Source organism: Halobacillus aidingensis, from assembly GCF_900104185.1.
Lineage (GTDB): Bacteria > Bacillota > Bacilli > Bacillales > Halobacillaceae > Halobacillus > Halobacillus aidingensis.
Genome location: NZ_FNIZ01000004.1, coordinates 20,852 through 36,335 on the forward strand (window position 1 = coordinate 20,852; position 15,484 = coordinate 36,335).

General features: G+C 45.6%; 16 protein-coding genes. 3 read left to right on the forward strand and 13 right to left on the reverse strand.

What is annotated here, in order from left to right; translation table 11 throughout:
• Positions 1 to 57: 57 nt before the first annotated feature.
• Entirely contained in the window at positions 58 to 492 is a 435-nt protein-coding gene (locus BLS23_RS04980) for a hypothetical protein (protein WP_089651446.1), read from the forward strand.
• A 180-nt stretch (positions 493 to 672) separates the two neighbouring features.
• On the opposite strand, the gene BLS23_RS04985 is transcribed toward BLS23_RS04980, so the two are convergent.
• The 7 genes from BLS23_RS04985 to BLS23_RS05015 form a co-directional block, all read right to left on the reverse strand.
• On the reverse strand, positions 673 to 2,118 hold the full coding sequence (locus BLS23_RS04985; protein WP_089651657.1) for a protein adenylyltransferase SelO: 1,446 nt from the start codon (positions 2,116 to 2,118) through the stop codon (positions 673 to 675).
• 118 nt (positions 2,119 to 2,236) lie between these two features.
• Positions 2,237 to 3,085, reverse strand: coding sequence for an amidohydrolase family protein (locus BLS23_RS04990; RefSeq protein WP_089651447.1), 849 nt, complete (start codon positions 3,083 to 3,085; stop codon positions 2,237 to 2,239).
• A 1-nt stretch (position 3,086) separates the two neighbouring features.
• Entirely contained in the window at positions 3,087 to 6,164 is a 3,078-nt protein-coding gene (locus BLS23_RS04995) for a GNAT family N-acetyltransferase (protein WP_089651448.1), read from the reverse strand.
• A gap of 230 nt (positions 6,165 to 6,394) precedes the next feature.
• Positions 6,395 to 7,132: an amino acid ABC transporter ATP-binding protein gene (locus tag BLS23_RS05000; RefSeq protein ID WP_089651449.1), complete on the reverse strand. Its 738-nt coding sequence runs from the start codon at positions 7,130 to 7,132 to the stop codon at positions 6,395 to 6,397.
• Positions 7,133 to 7,144: 12 nt separating this feature from the next.
• On the reverse strand, positions 7,145 to 7,843 hold the full coding sequence (locus tag BLS23_RS05005; protein WP_089651450.1) for an amino acid ABC transporter permease: 699 nt from the start codon (positions 7,841 to 7,843) through the stop codon (positions 7,145 to 7,147).
• Positions 7,830 to 8,657: an amino acid ABC transporter substrate-binding protein gene (locus tag BLS23_RS05010; RefSeq protein ID WP_089651451.1), complete on the reverse strand. Its 828-nt coding sequence runs from the start codon at positions 8,655 to 8,657 to the stop codon at positions 7,830 to 7,832. Before BLS23_RS05010 ends, BLS23_RS05005 begins: the two co-directional genes overlap by 14 nt.
• A 179-nt stretch (positions 8,658 to 8,836) precedes the next feature.
• Positions 8,837 to 9,823 carry a DUF3231 family protein gene (locus BLS23_RS05015; protein ID WP_089651452.1) on the reverse strand — a complete coding sequence of 329 codons (987 nt, stop codon included), beginning with the start codon at positions 9,821 to 9,823 and terminating at the stop codon, positions 8,837 to 8,839.
• 169 nt (positions 9,824 to 9,992) lie between these two features.
• Here BLS23_RS05015 and BLS23_RS21675 point away from each other — a divergent pair, with 169 nt between their 5' ends.
• Positions 9,993 to 10,166 (forward strand): hypothetical protein, encoded by a 174-nt coding sequence (locus tag BLS23_RS21675; RefSeq protein WP_167356012.1) that lies wholly within the window; start codon positions 9,993 to 9,995, stop codon positions 10,164 to 10,166.
• A gap of 134 nt (positions 10,167 to 10,300) precedes the next feature.
• On the opposite strand, the gene BLS23_RS21680 is transcribed toward BLS23_RS21675, so the two are convergent.
• Both BLS23_RS21680 and BLS23_RS05020 read right to left on the reverse strand, forming a co-directional pair.
• Positions 10,301 to 10,444: a hypothetical protein gene (locus tag BLS23_RS21680; protein ID WP_167356013.1), complete on the reverse strand. Its 144-nt coding sequence runs from the start codon at positions 10,442 to 10,444 to the stop codon at positions 10,301 to 10,303.
• 43 nt (positions 10,445 to 10,487) lie between these two features.
• Positions 10,488 to 10,952 carry a divergent PAP2 family protein gene (locus BLS23_RS05020; protein ID WP_089651453.1) on the reverse strand — a complete coding sequence of 155 codons (465 nt, stop codon included), beginning with the start codon at positions 10,950 to 10,952 and terminating at the stop codon, positions 10,488 to 10,490.
• A 146-nt stretch (positions 10,953 to 11,098) separates the two neighbouring features.
• Between BLS23_RS05020 and BLS23_RS05025 the strand changes: the two genes are divergently transcribed.
• Positions 11,099 to 11,878 carry a DUF5995 family protein gene (locus BLS23_RS05025; RefSeq protein WP_089651454.1) on the forward strand — a complete coding sequence of 260 codons (780 nt, stop codon included), beginning with the start codon at positions 11,099 to 11,101 and terminating at the stop codon, positions 11,876 to 11,878.
• Between the two features lie 48 nt (positions 11,879 to 11,926).
• On the opposite strand, the gene BLS23_RS05030 is transcribed toward BLS23_RS05025, so the two are convergent.
• From BLS23_RS05030 to BLS23_RS05050, 4 genes are all read right to left on the reverse strand, one after another.
• Complete coding sequence (locus BLS23_RS05030; protein WP_089651455.1) at positions 11,927 to 12,355, reverse strand: cell wall hydrolase; 429 nt, start codon at positions 12,353 to 12,355, stop codon at positions 11,927 to 11,929.
• 71 nt (positions 12,356 to 12,426) lie between these two features.
• Positions 12,427 to 13,122, reverse strand: a complete 696-nt coding sequence (locus tag BLS23_RS05035) for a phosphatase PAP2 family protein (protein ID WP_089651456.1) — start codon at positions 13,120 to 13,122, stop codon at positions 12,427 to 12,429.
• A gap of 634 nt (positions 13,123 to 13,756) precedes the next feature.
• Complete coding sequence (locus tag BLS23_RS05045; RefSeq protein WP_089651458.1) at positions 13,757 to 14,812, reverse strand: M14 family metallopeptidase; 1,056 nt, start codon at positions 14,810 to 14,812, stop codon at positions 13,757 to 13,759.
• A gap of 202 nt (positions 14,813 to 15,014) precedes the next feature.
• Positions 15,015 to 15,476, reverse strand: coding sequence for a UPF0158 family protein (locus BLS23_RS05050; protein WP_089651459.1), 462 nt, complete (start codon positions 15,474 to 15,476; stop codon positions 15,015 to 15,017).
• Positions 15,477 to 15,484 lie beyond the last annotated feature (8 nt).

Here is a 15,484-nt window from a genome sequence, read left to right on the forward strand (position 1 = left end):
CATAACTGCTGGAGCTATGCTAAACTTTTAGAGAATAAACGAAAGGAAGTCACAGTTATGGAAATCATCCCCTATACGTCTGCAGGACCACTAAGGATCAACATGAGGAAAGAAGAAGTTAGAGAAGTCATGAATGAACCACCTATCGAGTTCGTTCGTGATGAAGATGAACCAACTTCCGATCACTTCGTAAAGTCTGGGGTATTCTCCTATTACAAAGAAGATGAAGAAACAAACAACGCATATGAATTTACAGCTCCCGCCGAGGTCACCTGCAAAGGGATTTCATTCCTAAATATGAGGGAGAGGAAAGCGAAGAAACTCTTTAAGAAGCTTGATCCAGATTTTGTCGACTTTGAGGAAACCTTTATTTCCCTTGAGCACGGGATAAGTTTGTTCTTCATGGATCATAAGGTCGAAACCGTACTCGTCTTTGAACGAAACTACTATGATGATCTGTTTGAAGAACTAAAAAAGTTGGATGAGATATAATGGGCCAGGGCTGAACCCTGGCCGTTTTGTTGTTCGGTCATTGTTAAACATTCGAGTTATTTTGTCATTCGGTCGAGTTAAGGCACTTTGATTTCGCGTTAAGGCACTTTTAACTTGGGTTAAGGAGCTTTCCACTTGAGTTAGGGCGCTTTTTACCTTTTCAGCTATGACGCAATTCGCTCAAGTCCCGCAGAATGTCCGGTAAGGTTGGTCAGATGGTTCAGGTAATTCTGCATAGGCTTCCTGCTCTTCAGAGTAAGCGTAAGGATCCGCCAAAACAGAAAGCAGTTGTTTCACAACACTGAAATCTCCCTCTTCCACCGCGGCTTCAAGTGCTTCTTCCACCCGGTGGTTACGCGGAATAATGGAAGGATTGGATTTTTTCATTAATTCGTGGACATCCGCTTCACTGCTCTCCTGACGCTCCAAACGCGCCTGCCACTGCTTGTACCAGTTGGTAAACGCCGGCTTTCCATAGAGGACTGTTTCATTTGGCCGGCCGAGAGTTAGTGCACGGAAGGTGTTGGTATAATCCGCTTCATTCTTCTCCATAATCTCCAATAAATCTTCAATTAAAGGTTGGTCCTGAGCTTCCTCTGTCACCATTCCCAATTTTGCCCGCATCCCGTTGAGCCAATAAGTGTGATAGTACTTTTCATACTTGGCATGCGCTTCCTGGGCCATTTCCACAGCCTTCTCCTGATTTTCATGGAATAGCGGTATAAGAGTTTCTGCAAAACGAGCCAGATTCCAGGCTCCAATCGGGGGTTGGTTCATATAGGCGTAGCGGCCCTGGCGATCAATCGAACTGAAAACAGTTTTTGGATTATAGGTGTCCATAAACGCACACGGACCGTAGTCGATCGTTTCTCCACTGATGGTCATATTATCTGTATTCATCACGCCGTGAATAAACCCGACGAGCTGCCACTGGGCAATCAGGGACGCCTGCCTTTCAATCACTTTTTCGAAAAAGGACAAGTAAGGCTGCTCTGAATCAAGAATTTCAGGGTCATGGTGCTTGATCGCATAATCGGCTAGGGCCTTCAGCTGGTCGTGGTCCTGGAGACCGGCCGCATATTGGAATGTCCCGATACGTAAATGACTGGATGCGACTCGGGTCAGTACAGCACCAGGAAGAAGGTCTTCCCTCTGCACATACTCCCCTGTCGTCACAACAGCGAGACTCCGGTTCGTCGGGATCCCTAATCCATGCATCGCTTCACTAATGATGTATTCCCGTAGCATTGGACCGAGCGTCGCCCGTCCGTCACCCCCACGGGAAAAAGGCGTACGTCCAGATCCTTTCAACTGGATATCGAAGCGCTCATCCTCAGGCGTCACCTGTTCGCCAAGCAATACCGCTCTTCCGTCGCCCAGCATCGTAAATTGACCAAACTGGTGGCCGGCATAGGCTTGCGCGATCGGTTCCGCTCCTTCCGGTACTGCATTACCTCCAAAAACAGCGGGATCCGGTTCTGTATTTAAGCCCATCTTTTCTGCGAGCGCCTCATTATAGAGAACGAGTTCAGGCTTCTCGACTTCAGAAGGGCTCGTTTTTGTATAAAAAGAATCCGGGAGCTTTGTATAACTCTGCTTCAGATTCCATCCTTTTTGTAAATTCATAAAAATCTCCTTTATCGCTTCAGTCGTTGCCTCTACCATATCATAAGTGTTCCCCCGTTTTCTTTCACTTAGGCATGGATAACTGGAAAGCCCGCCCCTCGATCCGGGGCGGGCTTTCTCACATTAGCTTTTCAATTCTAGGAAAAACACGGCAGGCATTCTCATAAAACACATCTTCCACATGCTTCGATGGGATAAAAGCACCGATAAATTCTGCGTAATCCTTGATCGGAACGAGCGGCCAATCAGAACCGAAAAGCAACTTCTCGTAGTGATCACAATAGGTCAACGCATGGCGGACATGGTCGAAATGATTATCTGCAAGCCTGGCATCCAGTTCTTTTTTCGTTCCAACGAGCCAGCCGGATAAATCGGCAAACATGTTCCGGTTTTTATAAACGACTTCCGCTCCTGTCAGTACCCAAGGATCTCCAAGATGAGCCATGACAAAGTTGACGTCCCTCCTCGATACTGCGACTTCATCTAATGTCAGCGGATGAGAATACTTTAATAATCCTCGTTCTGAATACGTATCTCCTGTATGAAAAACAACAGGCACCTCGTACGCAGCAGCAAGGTCATACACAGGCTGATAGATGTCGTTATAGGCGTAAAACGGATAGTAGCCGAGATAAATTTTAATACCAACGGTCTCGGGTTCTTGAAGCTTCGTTTCTAATCGGTCCAATGCGTGCTGATCCAAGCAGAAAGGATTAATCCCCGGACACACCCCCAATCCAGGTGGCGAACCCTCATCCAAATCAAGCCCCATGGGTGTCTGAACTTGACGGTCCGGAAAGCCTTCCTTCCCTTCAGTCACGCCCATCCCAATGGCAAAAGCAATATCACCATCTTTCATCTCTTTGCGAAGTCCTTCTTTTGTATAATCGACACGGGATAAGTCCTTTCCCGTGTCTTTAAAACTTTGGATGCTGGAAAAATGGATATGGGCATCAATGATTTTCATCTTATATCCCCTTGAAAGAAATCCGGTGGAACGGGTGCTGCTTCCATGGTTCCTCATGTTCACCTATAACAAAAAATGTTGGCCGAACAGCAGCTGCCTTTTGTGATGAAGCGGACCACTCGTGAACAGATTCCACGAGGAAAACGTCTTGGTTCATATACATTTCCGCCTGCTTCCGCGTTTGGGAGTGGATCATCATCAGGTGATCCTTTTTTCCATCCGAACCGATGACAACAGAAGGGCCGGATTCGAGCTCATACTCCTCTACCCCAGCGTAATACGTATGGAAAACCCCTTCCGTCGGGATTCGAGCATAGCATGAGGATAAGTTTTCATCCGGTTTCAAAAAGGCTTCCAGCGCTATTTTCTCAGCAGCAAAAGTACGAGGAGCTCCCTGCTCGATTTCTGCATAAACGGCTACGACCGGCACTTCAGGTAATGTCAGGGCATATTGTTTCAAGGTCACACCTTTCATCTTTTCATGTTCATGGAAGGTTGTAGCCATACAAATTCCCGTCCAATGATTGCCGTTATGATCTTCCTTCGACACGGATTCCACTTTCGTTTCTTCTTTCATCATCGAAAAAGGACTCACACCATCCATGACATAGCGCAGTCCTCCACCCCATGGGTTCCACCAGCTTCTCGGACCTGCTTCTGGATACTGGTGATGAAGGAACTCGCGCCCTTGATGACAGAGGGAGTAGATTCCAGGAAAATAAGAAGACGAGGCTGTAAACGTTAATACACCGTTATCGACCGTCCAACGATCTTCTGCTTGGCTAACATTCACCTTTTGATCTCCCTGGACGAGCTGACAAGTCATGAAATCAGCGTTTCTCCCTTCAGAACGGAAGGTGCCAGTTAAAGTAGTGAGACCAGGACGCTCGTGGACGATCGGCACATCAATGGCGGTCACACCATCCTCACGCTTCACTTCTTTCCTATACGAATTTGCGTCATTTTCGATCGTCAAGGTTCCATACACATGCGGAGTCAGTAAAGACCGGAACGAATGCGTCACTTCATCCCCTGTTTTTGAGACAAACCCTTCTTTCGGTACCACCTCAAACACTGGCTTCTCCGGAAGTGGATCCACCTCCCCTAAGACCATTTCACGCCAGTCGGACCAATGAGTGGTAACATTCACACCAATTTGGATCGGTCCGCGACAGATCTTTTGTCCTGAAGGAAGCTGGTCGAGGGGGTACTCAAAAGCGAAGCGCCAGTCATCTTTCCTCCCCGTTGCTTCTTTCGGCCACGCGATCCCGAACGTATCGCCAGCACGGTTTGTCGTATAAAGCCATCGTTCTGAAAGATCTTTATCACGCAAGTATTCCGTGTAAGGGATCAACGCTTCCGTACCAATCACCACGCCGTCTTTTTCAGGGAGAGCGAGAGCTTTATATTTCGGAAAAACTGGCTGCAGCAAATGAAGATTTTTGTAATCATTACCCCCGTTATTGATTAGCTCGTGATGGATCTCAACAAGCCCGTCGCCATAGATTTTGTAATAACTATTCAACACAATCCCCGGGAAGGCCTCAGACTCAAGGGAAGTTTTCACTACAAAAGCTTCCGCCAGCTCAATATACTCGACCGACGTCGCCATCTTTTTCGAAAATTCCTCACTGAACGGATGACCAAGCTTTGGAGTCATAAGAAGAAGTGGATCTTCTTTCGACCTGACCGATCCTACAGAAACCATATGATTTCTTTTCTCGATACACACATAATAAGGACCATTGTAGCCATACCATTCCGTATCGGTATCTCCACCAAATTTCCCACCGAATCCCGGAAAAGCAAGCGCAATCTTTGTACGGAAGGAAAAAGCACGGCCATCCTCTGTACGTCCATCGACTTCCACTTCCTCATTCAAAAATCCATTCATCAACAATTCAACAGAAACCGGAATGGTGGCACGCCCTTTGCCTTCCACCTCGACCTCCACCGATGATTGCGACCACTCGACTACTTTTTGGTGAGGGCACTTGATCGTCCATACTGTTTTTTCTTCCATACGGCTTTCCACATCCAAATAAAGCGTGCCCTTTTGCCGCGGGCGCCAATATTTTTGAACCGTACGGACATCCACCTTCCCTGCTTGGAGAGGAAAAACACCCGTTCTCAATGGAAGGCGTCTGCCATTGATCGTGATATCCGCTCCGATGACAGGGTGGGTTTTCCATGGGCTTGGCTCTTGGTCCGGTACATGAACTTGGACGCTGGATGAAGTACTCCATTCGGACTCTACCATTGTCTCTTCATTCAAATCTTCGTTTACAAGTGATGAGGAATTTCCAGACAATGATACTTCGAGACCCTCGCTCGTAAAATTCTCTACCCGATAGATTACAGGGTAATCTTTGTTTTCCAAAAGTTTAAAATCAGGCACTTCCATCTCTACCCGCCAGTCATTCGTTTCAATGAGAGAGATGCCACGCCCAGTACGTTCGAACTGAACCCGCACAAACTCGTCTTCTGCTTCCCAGCGATATTCATAAAAAGTGAAACCTTTTTCTTTCCTTCCATCAGGCTTGATTTCAATCGGCCTCATACTTGTCGAGTACCAATCATGCTTATCAAAAAAAGGTCTCAACGCTTCAATTTGAAGCACCTGTGGCATGAAGTTCATCAGATGAGTCGCATCATCCCGATCCTCCCAGAAAAAGCCGCACTTTTTATAAAGCGGCACCGCCTTCGTATTTCCCGGCCATGTAAAAAGATCAAGACGCGGCCAACCATATTCGACCGTTTGATCTATGGCTTGAAGCAGCAATTTTTTTCCGATCTTCAACCCGTGATATCCTGGATGCACATTTAAAAGCGGAATATAAAGAGCTCCTGTATCTTCCTTATACTCCGAAAGTCCACAATAACCGACAACTTCCTCGTCAACTACAGCAAGAAACAAATGAAGATTCGTAGATTCCGCTTCCTTTTCCACGACGTCCTCTGCCGTCGTGACAACCGCATCACCACCCCAGTTATCACGGCTCTCATTCCACATTTTCGCTACCCCTGCTGCATACTTTTCTTCATACTCTACAATGCTCACGCGCTCTATTGTCTTCATAGCATTTCCTCCAACATATGTAATGGAAAATACTTGCTCACTCACAGTTTATGAGTTTATGACTAGGAAGTAAAGAATATTCAAACAAATCTATATCGCGCAACGACCTAACGCTGGGTAATACCGCCCTAACTCAAGGGAATAGCGACCTAACGCTGAAAATTAACGTCCTATCAAGATACTGAAAATTCCTCAAAAAAAAAAAAAAAGCCAGGCAGAATCGCCTGACTTTACTTTCGTATTCGATTCAAAAACTGCTGGGTACGCGGTTCTTTCGTCTGTTGGAAAATCTGTTCAGGGGTCCCCTCTTCGACAACTTTTCCCTGATCCATGAAAATGACCCGGTCGGCCACTTCTTCCGCAAAGCTCATTTCATGGGTGACAACGACCATCGTCATCCCTTCTTCCGCAAGTTCTTTCATGACATCAAGGACATCACCGACGAGCTCAGGGTCAAGAGCTGAAGTGGGTTCATCGAACAAAATGACTTCCACTCCCGTCGCGAGAGCACGGGCAATGCCGACACGCTGTTGCTGTCCTCCTGAGAGTTGATGAGGATAAGCGTCAAGCTTCTCACCAAGGCCGACCTTCGTTAAGATATCCTTCGCTCGTTCACGTGCTTTCGCTTTGGATATCTTTTGGACGGTCACAGGACCTTCCATCACATTTTCCAGTGCGGTGAAATGCGGGAAAAGGTTATGGTTCTGAAACACCATCCCGGTCTGTTTTCTGAATTCGACGATTTGCTTTTTCTTCAGTGGTTTGGAAAAATCCATCGATTGCTTACCAATGGTAATTTCCCCTTCTTCCGGCGTTTCCAGAATGTTTAATGTGCGGAGCAGCGTTGTTTTCCCAGAACCCGAGGGGCCGATCACAACGACCACTTCCCCGCGCGCGACATCCATATGAATGTTTTTCAGTACGTGCAAATCTCCAAAGTATTTATTGAGGTCTTTGACAGTAATCATAGCAGCAGCCTCCTATTTTGCGACATATTGATCCAGCCTGTTTTCTACACGATCCTGCACGAAGGAAAGACCGATACAAATGATCCAGTAAATCACTGCCGCTTCCGTATAGACAAGCAGAAAATGATAGTTCGTTGCCGCGATTTCCTGTGCTTTACGGAACATTTCCGTGTACGTAATCGTCGATGCCAACGATGTATCTTTAATCAAGCCGATGAAGGAATTCGACAATGGCGGAATCGATACTCTCGTCGCTTGAGGCAGAACGACACGGCGTAACGCCTGCAAGTTCGTCATACCGATCGAGTGAGAGGCTTCCCACTGTCCTTTAGGTATCGACAAAATGGCCGCACGAATAATCTCAGAATTGTAAGCTCCCATATTCAACGAAAAACCGATGATGGCAGAATACAACGGGTTGATCGTCACTCCAACAGACGGGAGCCCGAAAAAGATGATAAACAATTGCACAAGCAAAGGTGTACCGCGAATGATCGACACATAAACGCGTGCTATCCATTGAAGGACTTTCATGTTGGAAAGCCTCATAAGAGCTGTAATCACAGCTAAAACCAAACCGATGGCAAAGGTAATCAGCGTCAGCGGAATTGTATAGTAGAAAGCCCCTTTCACCAAAGGGAGAAAAGAGCTCACAATAATATCGATATACTTTTCCATTTCAGGGTCTGTAAAGATATTACTTAGATACATCTTCACCAAACCACTTCTCGGAAATTTCAAGGTATGTGCCATCGTCCTTCATTTCTTGAAGCGCTTCATTGACTGCTTTCACAAGATCTTCATTACCTTGACGGAAAAGCAGTCCACTTTGAGAAGCATCATCTTGACGTGCAGCGATCTTGACTGGTGCCTCCTCACGGTTGTTCAAATAGTCAAGTACAGACAAACGGTCGTTGACAGTCGCCTCCACACGTTTGGTGGCAAGCAGCTGCATTGATTCATTGAATCCCTCAACACTAGTAATTTCTGCTCCATTTTCACGGGCAATGTCCGCGTAATTACTTGTCATCGATTGGGCAGCATTCACACCTTCCAAATCTTCAAAGCTTCCAATGGATTCGTTATCTTTGTGGGTGACAATGACCGCTGAAGACTGGATGTAAGGATTAGAAAAAGAGTATTCTTCCTGGCGTTCTTCTGTAATTCCAACCTGGTTGGCAACCATATCAAAACGTTCCGCATTCAGACCAGCAAACATTGAATCCCACTTCGTTTCATTAAACACAGGCTTGACTCCAAGACGATCGGCCACTTCCCGTGCAATCTCTACGTCAAAACCAGTCAATTTATCATTTTCATCGTGGAAGGTGTACGGACGATACGTTCCTTCTGTACCGATCACCAATTCTCCACTTTCTTGAATTTGTTCAAGCAAGGTCTGCTCAGACTCGCCAGACTCATTCCCTTCATCTGAAGAAGTCTGATCATTTTCCTCACTGCTCCCGCAAGCAGCGAGAACCACCACTAAAAAACCTATAAATAAAAGCAAAAAGAACTTTTTCATATCAGGAACCTCCTTAAAACCAAGTAATTTTATATGTTTTATTGCTTTTATGATATTAAAGGATAAAGGGAGGGTTGTCAACATCGAAATCTTGACATAAAAAAAGGTGTGACAATTCATTATTTCTAATTACCCAGACATTAAAAAACCTGACAAACAAATGTCAGGTTTTCATTTCTCTAATGTTTAATGGTTTGTGGCGGCTCTTCCATCCACCCATGCTTAATCATGATTTTAGCTCCATCATGGGCATACTCAAAAACATCCTTCATAAAAACGCTCAATTTCACAGGTAGATCATTCCGCAAACTGAAAGCTGTCCCTAAAGAGTTCCCGCCAAGTGAAAAACTACAAAACAAGCTAACACAATACATCATAAGCTTATCTGAAAACGGCGGAATTTTGGAAGTCGTAAAATTCCCGCCTGCTGTTGAAGGCACTTGAAGGTCATTTTGTAAAAACACTTCACTCATTTCCTTGACCAGCCCCTTAGCTAATTCCCCACCTTTGTGAAAATAATTGCTTACCTCTTGATAAGTGGCGCATTGAGCAAATCCAAAAATCATCTGCATACCCGTTACATTGGATTCGATTGAATGGTGGATATGGGCGATTTCGACTGTGTTCAGCGCCCGTTTTCCTTTTATAGGATTGAACATGCCTAAATAATTTGTCCCTTTCGCATGCTCCACCTGCTTTTGCACGGCTACATAAGGAGATTTTGGAAGATAACCTTTGGTCAATAAAAATTGAGTACAGTCGTCATAGCATTTTTGAGTAATCTGGGTCAGCTCCTGATACAACAACGTGACATCCTGACGATAAGACATGGTTAAATTCAGTGTGTGCATCCCCATGGTGATTTCTTCCACCAAACGCAAGAACATAATGTCAAAACCATTATCGAAAAGCTTCGGGACACCTTTATTCACATCTTCTTTTGTAAAACCGATGGGAACAGGCAAGTCTTCTGCCCGATACATGGATTCGATTTTCCCTACATACGGCTGCATGGTTGATCTTAAATTCGTCATAATTTGTTTCGCTTCAGGATCGTCCGCTTGTTCTATGAAATATTCAAGCATCGTAAGAATCATCGTCTTCTGCTGATAAGTCATCCATAAAACTCCGATTTCAGACGAGGATAAACGAGGGCTTTCCGGCATTTTGAACTCCTCCAATTTGGATTGCATTCAGTCATTCACTGCAATATCCGTGCTTTTTCCTTAGTCTTTTCAAACTGGTCTAATTCATTCATGCATAAAGGTAAAAAGTAAGACATAAGGAGAGGATTGTTGGAGAAATTAAGAAGGAACCATAAGGAGGATGATGATTATGAGTAAAAATAGTGAAAGCAGGAAGAAAAACAACCCTAAAGGCAGAGACCGCGGATCTGCTAATCAGAAGCTGCAGGCAGCTCTCGAGGGACGCAACAAAGATGACGATCATTTATCCGCAGCGTATATGAACAACAATACGGCAGCTGTTGATGTGAACGAAGAACAATAAGAACAAATGCTTAGGACGTTGGAGCTGGATGTCGCTCCACAGGGCAATATGTCCACAGTTACAGCTCAAAATGCTATCACTTCCTAGACCCAAGGAAAAGGCCTGCCCATCAACGGGCAGGCCTTTATTTATCATCACTTTTGGTTTTGTTTACGTGCAAGCATTTCTTTCACCTGATTGTAGGAAAGACCTGATTGTCCATTTCTCCGTTTCACTTCACTCACATTCGTGCCAGAGCTTGCAAACACATCTTTTCCAGGATTGTTCGATATGTTCATTCGAATCACCTCCTGGTCTTACTTTTCGCTCTTTTGGTTTGCTTTATCCTTCGAGCTTTGCAGAAAAATATCCGAGAGCTGCTCCAAGAATAGCCCCGCCAAGCACTTCAATCGGCTGATGACCGAGAAGCTCCTTCAATTCTTTATCACGCTCAACAAATTCAGAGCTCGGAAAATCACCAGAAATCGCGGCAAAGTTATCTTCGAGATCATTGACCAATTGCGCGATTTCACCTGTATGACGCCTGATTCCTTGAGCATCATACATAACGATCACACCGAAGATCGCTGCGAGAGCTGTTTCCGTATGACGTGATCCCTTGTTGGCAGCGATATAAGTCGCAAGCGCCGAAACTCCAGCCGAGTGGGAGCTCGGCATTCCACCTGTTGTCGCTACCTGCTTCACATCCCATTCTCCAGACACTTTTTTATGAGTAATAATTTTTAAGGCTTGTGCAATTCCAATTGCCGATAGGGCTGTAATGACCCCTCGATTCATCTTATCCATTTTTGACCCTCCAGTTCATCAACATCTTTATATGTTCATACCCTTTGTGTTTGGTTTTATTCAGAAGAATGTAAGAATCATACGTACTCACTTCCGAGAATAAGGTGCTATAATAGATATAAATGACTACTTGGGAGGGTGGGCCTTTGAGAACGGTACAAAGCTCTGTAGAAGAGTCGCAAACCCTGGACCTTGTCATCCTTCAAATGGAAGAACGTTTGAAAACATTGGAAGAACACAAGGATTTCAACAGCGTCTTTCAACGGGTTTATCTTTTAATGACGAAAGAAATGCAAAAAAGGCTGGCTGCTGACTTCTTTACCGATCCTATTTGGATGGAACGCTTGCTGATCCACTTTGCTGACCGTTATTTCCAAGCCATGGACAATCTCCAATCAGAAAAAGAAGATTCGAGATGCTGGACACTTGCCTTTCGTATGGCCGAACAAAAACAAACGTTTGTTTTGCAGGATGCCCTTCTCGGCATCAATGCCCACATCAACTACGACCTTCCCTTAGCCCTTCACCACATCATTTCAAAAGAAAAAATATGGCCGGATTCCCGTCTTATGCTGCACCGCCGGAAAGATCACGAACGAATCAATGATGTTCTCGCTGAGCTTGTAGACATCGTCCAGGATGAACTTTCCGCTCATTATGCCCGCTTCATTAAATGGATGGACCGACTGCTGCGACGGCACGACGAAAAACTTTCCTCGTTTTTCCTTAGCCACTGCAGGACGAATGTATGGTACAACACCGAACTTCTCCTGAACACGACAAGCCTTGAACAATTCAAGAAAGAGCAACAGCGCATCGACCAGGAAGTGCATCGTATCGGAATTGAAATCGCCACCTTCCATTCCCGTCGCTTTTCTTTTACGAAGCATTTTGTTCCCTTATCAAGAAAATACAAATGGTTTTAATTAAAAAAGCTGACAGGCTCCTCTTCCGCCTGTCAGCCTTATTCATGATTAAAATGTATTATAAATTTCATCACATTCGCCCGCCACAGGCTCATAAAAACAGTGAGATTTATATCTTCCAACCTGACTCTGACCGTACCACGTCGGTGGGCAGTCTCCGTCCGGTCTGAAGTACCATAAACTGTACTTCGCCGGCCAGGTCCTATATCCCTTCACGTTTCTCCGTGCCAAACGTTTTTCACTTTCCCGCGCTCTTTGGTAGTACATGCCATGTTGCAAGGCTTCAAATGCTTTCGGTTGATTGATCACCTCTGGCAATGTACTCACCCCTTTAAAATCTGAACAATTCGCTCTTGCGCGATTCACGGTCACAGCCCCTACATGTAACATCCCCTGCTTCCCTTCACCGACAGCCTCCGCTCGCAGCAATCGTGCCAACATGTCAATATGTTTGCTTGGAGCTTTAATAACAGCCATGTGATCGCCCCCTTTTTGCTCGCTCTTTTATATCTATTCATAAAAAGGGTGAGCATGAAAAAAAGACGGGATTATGACAACCTTTGTCTCCTCCGTTGATGCCATAGCGTCACTTCAAGGGAAGTAAGACAAATGAGAAGCCAGGCTATCCCAAACAAATAGCCTGCAACGACGTCTGTAAAGAAATGCACCCCTAAATAAACACGACTGATACCGATAAGCATTGCGATGAGGGACAAAACAATATTGATCCCCCATTTCCACCTTGGTTCAAGTTTACTGATTGCGAAAAGGTAGATGATAAAACCATAAAAAACGAGAGCGCCGGACGCGTGACCACTCGGAAAACTGGATGTCGCGCCGTGATAATCACCCTTGAACTCAGGTCTGGCACGACTGGAGAATGACTTTAATCCTGCCGTAAGACCACTGACGCCACCCATAGCCAAAATGAAATAAACACCGACCCATCGACTGAATGGCGAAAAGAACAGCAAATAGACAGCCAGGATGAGTGAAACAATGACCATAAAGATTACGGACCCTGCCTTAGAGATAGCTTTTGCCAGCGGCTCTGCTCCTCCAAAGGAAGTTGCCCGCACTAGATCGAAAGCCTGCTGATCAATGGCGAATTTTTCTTTCTGTAAAATGCTGTGGGTCAAATCAATAAAATAATAAATGCTGATTCCAAGTGAAAGGAATCCAACCAGAATAAGTAATACAGATGTGACGGATAAATCCGAAATTTTCGTTCCAGAAAATAGCATACCTACTTCACCTTCTTTTTCTTTCGTGATAAACCATTCCCCTACCTGGTGTAAATAAACGGCTCACCACTGAATTACTCTAGTTTCCCCCATACTTAGAAGGAATAATATAAGGTGGAGGATTTCAGATATGCACTATGTCACTCCTGTCTTGAGTCGCCGGTGGTGTGATGAAAGAAGAAAAGTGTAAGTCCGCCTTTGAGAGGGCATGAGTCGCGCTTCGGTAAGCTGTATCGCGCGTTGGAATGCTGGGTCGCGCGTTGGAATGCCGGGTCGCGCGTTGGAATGCTGGGTCGCGCGCTGGAATGCTGGGTCGCGCGTTGGAGGACTGAGTCGCGCGCTGGAATGCTGGGTCGCGCGCTGGAATGCTGGGTCGCGCGTTGGAGGACTGAGTCGCGCGCTGGAATGCTGGGTCGCGCGCTGGAATGCTGGGTCGCGCGTTGGAGGACTGAGTCGCGCGCTGGAATGCTGGGCCGCGCGTTGGAGGACTGAGTCGCGCGCTGGAATGCTGGGTCGCGCGTTGGAGGGCTGGGTCGCGCGCTGGAATGCTGAATCACACGCTGGAAGTCAGAATTGCGCTCTTAGGAAGCAGGATATAAAAAAGGAACTCCCTAAAAAGGAAGTCCCCCTTACATTATTCTCCATCGTAGTTACTCTCAGGTAATGTATCCCAGAACGAAGGATCAGCAGATTCAAGCGAACCATCCGCCAGAGCCTCCAGTGTAGCTGTCATGGCTGTCACCGCTTGCTGGATCAAATATCCATTACTCTTCTGGCCAAGGACATAATCTTCACGATAATGGTCGGCCATTCCTCTCATTTCAAATAACAGGGTGGAGATGCCATATTCAGCAGCCAGTCCATTACGGCTGATCGTCTGTGCCGTTCCACCAGGATATTTAGAAAGAAGACCATAACCTTTGGATTCAACGGCGTTGTAGACGACAGCTCCCAATTTCTTCGACTGTTCACGAACCTCTGGATCCACCTCTGAATTTGTCGGATATAAAATAGAACCAGATACCAGCTCACCTGTATCCCCAAGCGTCACCTGTGTTCCCTGGTGATGCAAGTCGATCATATAATCAGGACTGTATTTTTGCAGCACTTCTTCATGCAACGCCTTCGTTTCAGGCTGCTCGCGATCGACGTGGTCACGGTTCAAGTCTACCCCGTTCGCATTATAGCGTGTGTGCGTTCCTGACACGTAATCATCCAAAGAGAAGTTCACATCCCCTTCCGCTCCATCTACATTCAACCTTGGAGCAATGAGAACATTCACGTTTTCAAGAATGTTTTTCACGTTCTTCCCATTGGAAGTCAAATGTTTGATGACTTGCAAGGCGCCTTCTGTCGTCAGCGTTTCATTCCCATGCTGCTGGGTGAGAAACAGGACGGTCGGCTTGTCTTCATCCATGGCGCCGAACTTCGCTAAATATAAATCTCTTCCTTTTACGGACTGCCCATAGACTTCAAGCTCAAGTGCTTCTGAACGCTGATCAAGCTTATGTAAGAAATCAGCCATCTCTTCATAAGAATGCAGGCGTTCATTTTTGATGGTTTCATTTCCATTGTAGTTCGGTCCATTCGCTCCGTTGTCTCCAGCCAGAACGGTTCCACTTCCCGGAATCAATCCACCTGTTGTCAAAAGTGCACCTGTTACAGCTACCGTCAATAATTTCTTTTTCATCAAATGCCTCCCAATTTATAGGTTATTTACCAAATACTTCATTCTTTCAGCAAAAACCTGCTTGAGCAGACAAAATGAACAAAAGTGACTAACCGTTTTTATCTGGATCTCCAATATGTATACATTCCGAACTAGGACCTCCCACCTCCTTTGCAAGAAAAAAAAGAATCAGCTCCCTGAGGGAAGACTGACTCTTCATTGCCTATTCTTCATAAGGAATGTCATTTTCTTCGCACCATTCCCTTGCGATCTCCGCATACCAATCTGACTTATACTTGTACCAATCCTCCAACAAGCCGTGATATTCTATATGCTTCCGGAAGCGGCGGAAAGCACCACGTCCACGGATGGCATTCAGCACCTGTGTCCTGACTTGTTCATCTTTAATAGAATAAGAGAAACTCTCGATGATTTCGTAGTCATGAATATCCCACTTAGAAGGCAGTTCCACGAATCTCTCTTTATTTTGGACGACCATGTTCGCGATCTCCCAGTCCTCCTCCAGCCAATCTATCCGCGCCTCATAAGGCTCGCCCATTTCGGCATCATCATACATTCCTGGAGGAAAACGAACGACTTCATACGTTTCCCGATCAAAAAATGCCATATATTCTTCCATGATTATCTCTAACTCATCAGCAACCTTCCTCAGTTTGACTGTCACTGTTTATC

Coding starts and splice junctions, on each gene's coding strand:
- BLS23_RS04980 (WP_089651446.1), top strand. CDS start 58: ATGGAAATCATCCCCTATACGTCTGCAGGACCACTAAGGATCAACATG.
- BLS23_RS04985 (WP_089651657.1), bottom strand. CDS start 2,118: ATGAATTTACAAAAAGGATGGAATCTGAAGCAGAGTTATACAAAGCTC.
- BLS23_RS04990 (WP_089651447.1), bottom strand. CDS start 3,085: ATGAAAATCATTGATGCCCATATCCATTTTTCCAGCATCCAAAGTTTT.
- BLS23_RS04995 (WP_089651448.1), bottom strand. CDS start 6,164: ATGAAGACAATAGAGCGCGTGAGCATTGTAGAGTATGAAGAAAAGTAT.
- BLS23_RS05000 (WP_089651449.1), bottom strand. CDS start 7,132: ATGATTACTGTCAAAGACCTCAATAAATACTTTGGAGATTTGCACGTA.
- BLS23_RS05005 (WP_089651450.1), bottom strand. CDS start 7,843: ATGTATCTAAGTAATATCTTTACAGACCCTGAAATGGAAAAGTATATC.
- BLS23_RS05010 (WP_089651451.1), bottom strand. CDS start 8,657: ATGAAAAAGTTCTTTTTGCTTTTATTTATAGGTTTTTTAGTGGTGGTT.
- BLS23_RS05015 (WP_089651452.1), bottom strand. CDS start 9,823: ATGCCGGAAAGCCCTCGTTTATCCTCGTCTGAAATCGGAGTTTTATGG.
- BLS23_RS21675 (WP_167356012.1), top strand. CDS start 9,993: ATGAGTAAAAATAGTGAAAGCAGGAAGAAAAACAACCCTAAAGGCAGA.
- BLS23_RS21680 (WP_167356013.1), bottom strand. CDS start 10,444: ATGAACATATCGAACAATCCTGGAAAAGATGTGTTTGCAAGCTCTGGC.
- BLS23_RS05020 (WP_089651453.1), bottom strand. CDS start 10,952: ATGGATAAGATGAATCGAGGGGTCATTACAGCCCTATCGGCAATTGGA.
- BLS23_RS05030 (WP_089651455.1), bottom strand. CDS start 12,355: ATGGCTGTTATTAAAGCTCCAAGCAAACATATTGACATGTTGGCACGA.
- BLS23_RS05035 (WP_089651456.1), bottom strand. CDS start 13,122: ATGCTATTTTCTGGAACGAAAATTTCGGATTTATCCGTCACATCTGTA.
- BLS23_RS05045 (WP_089651458.1), bottom strand. CDS start 14,812: ATGAAAAAGAAATTATTGACGGTAGCTGTAACAGGTGCACTTTTGACA.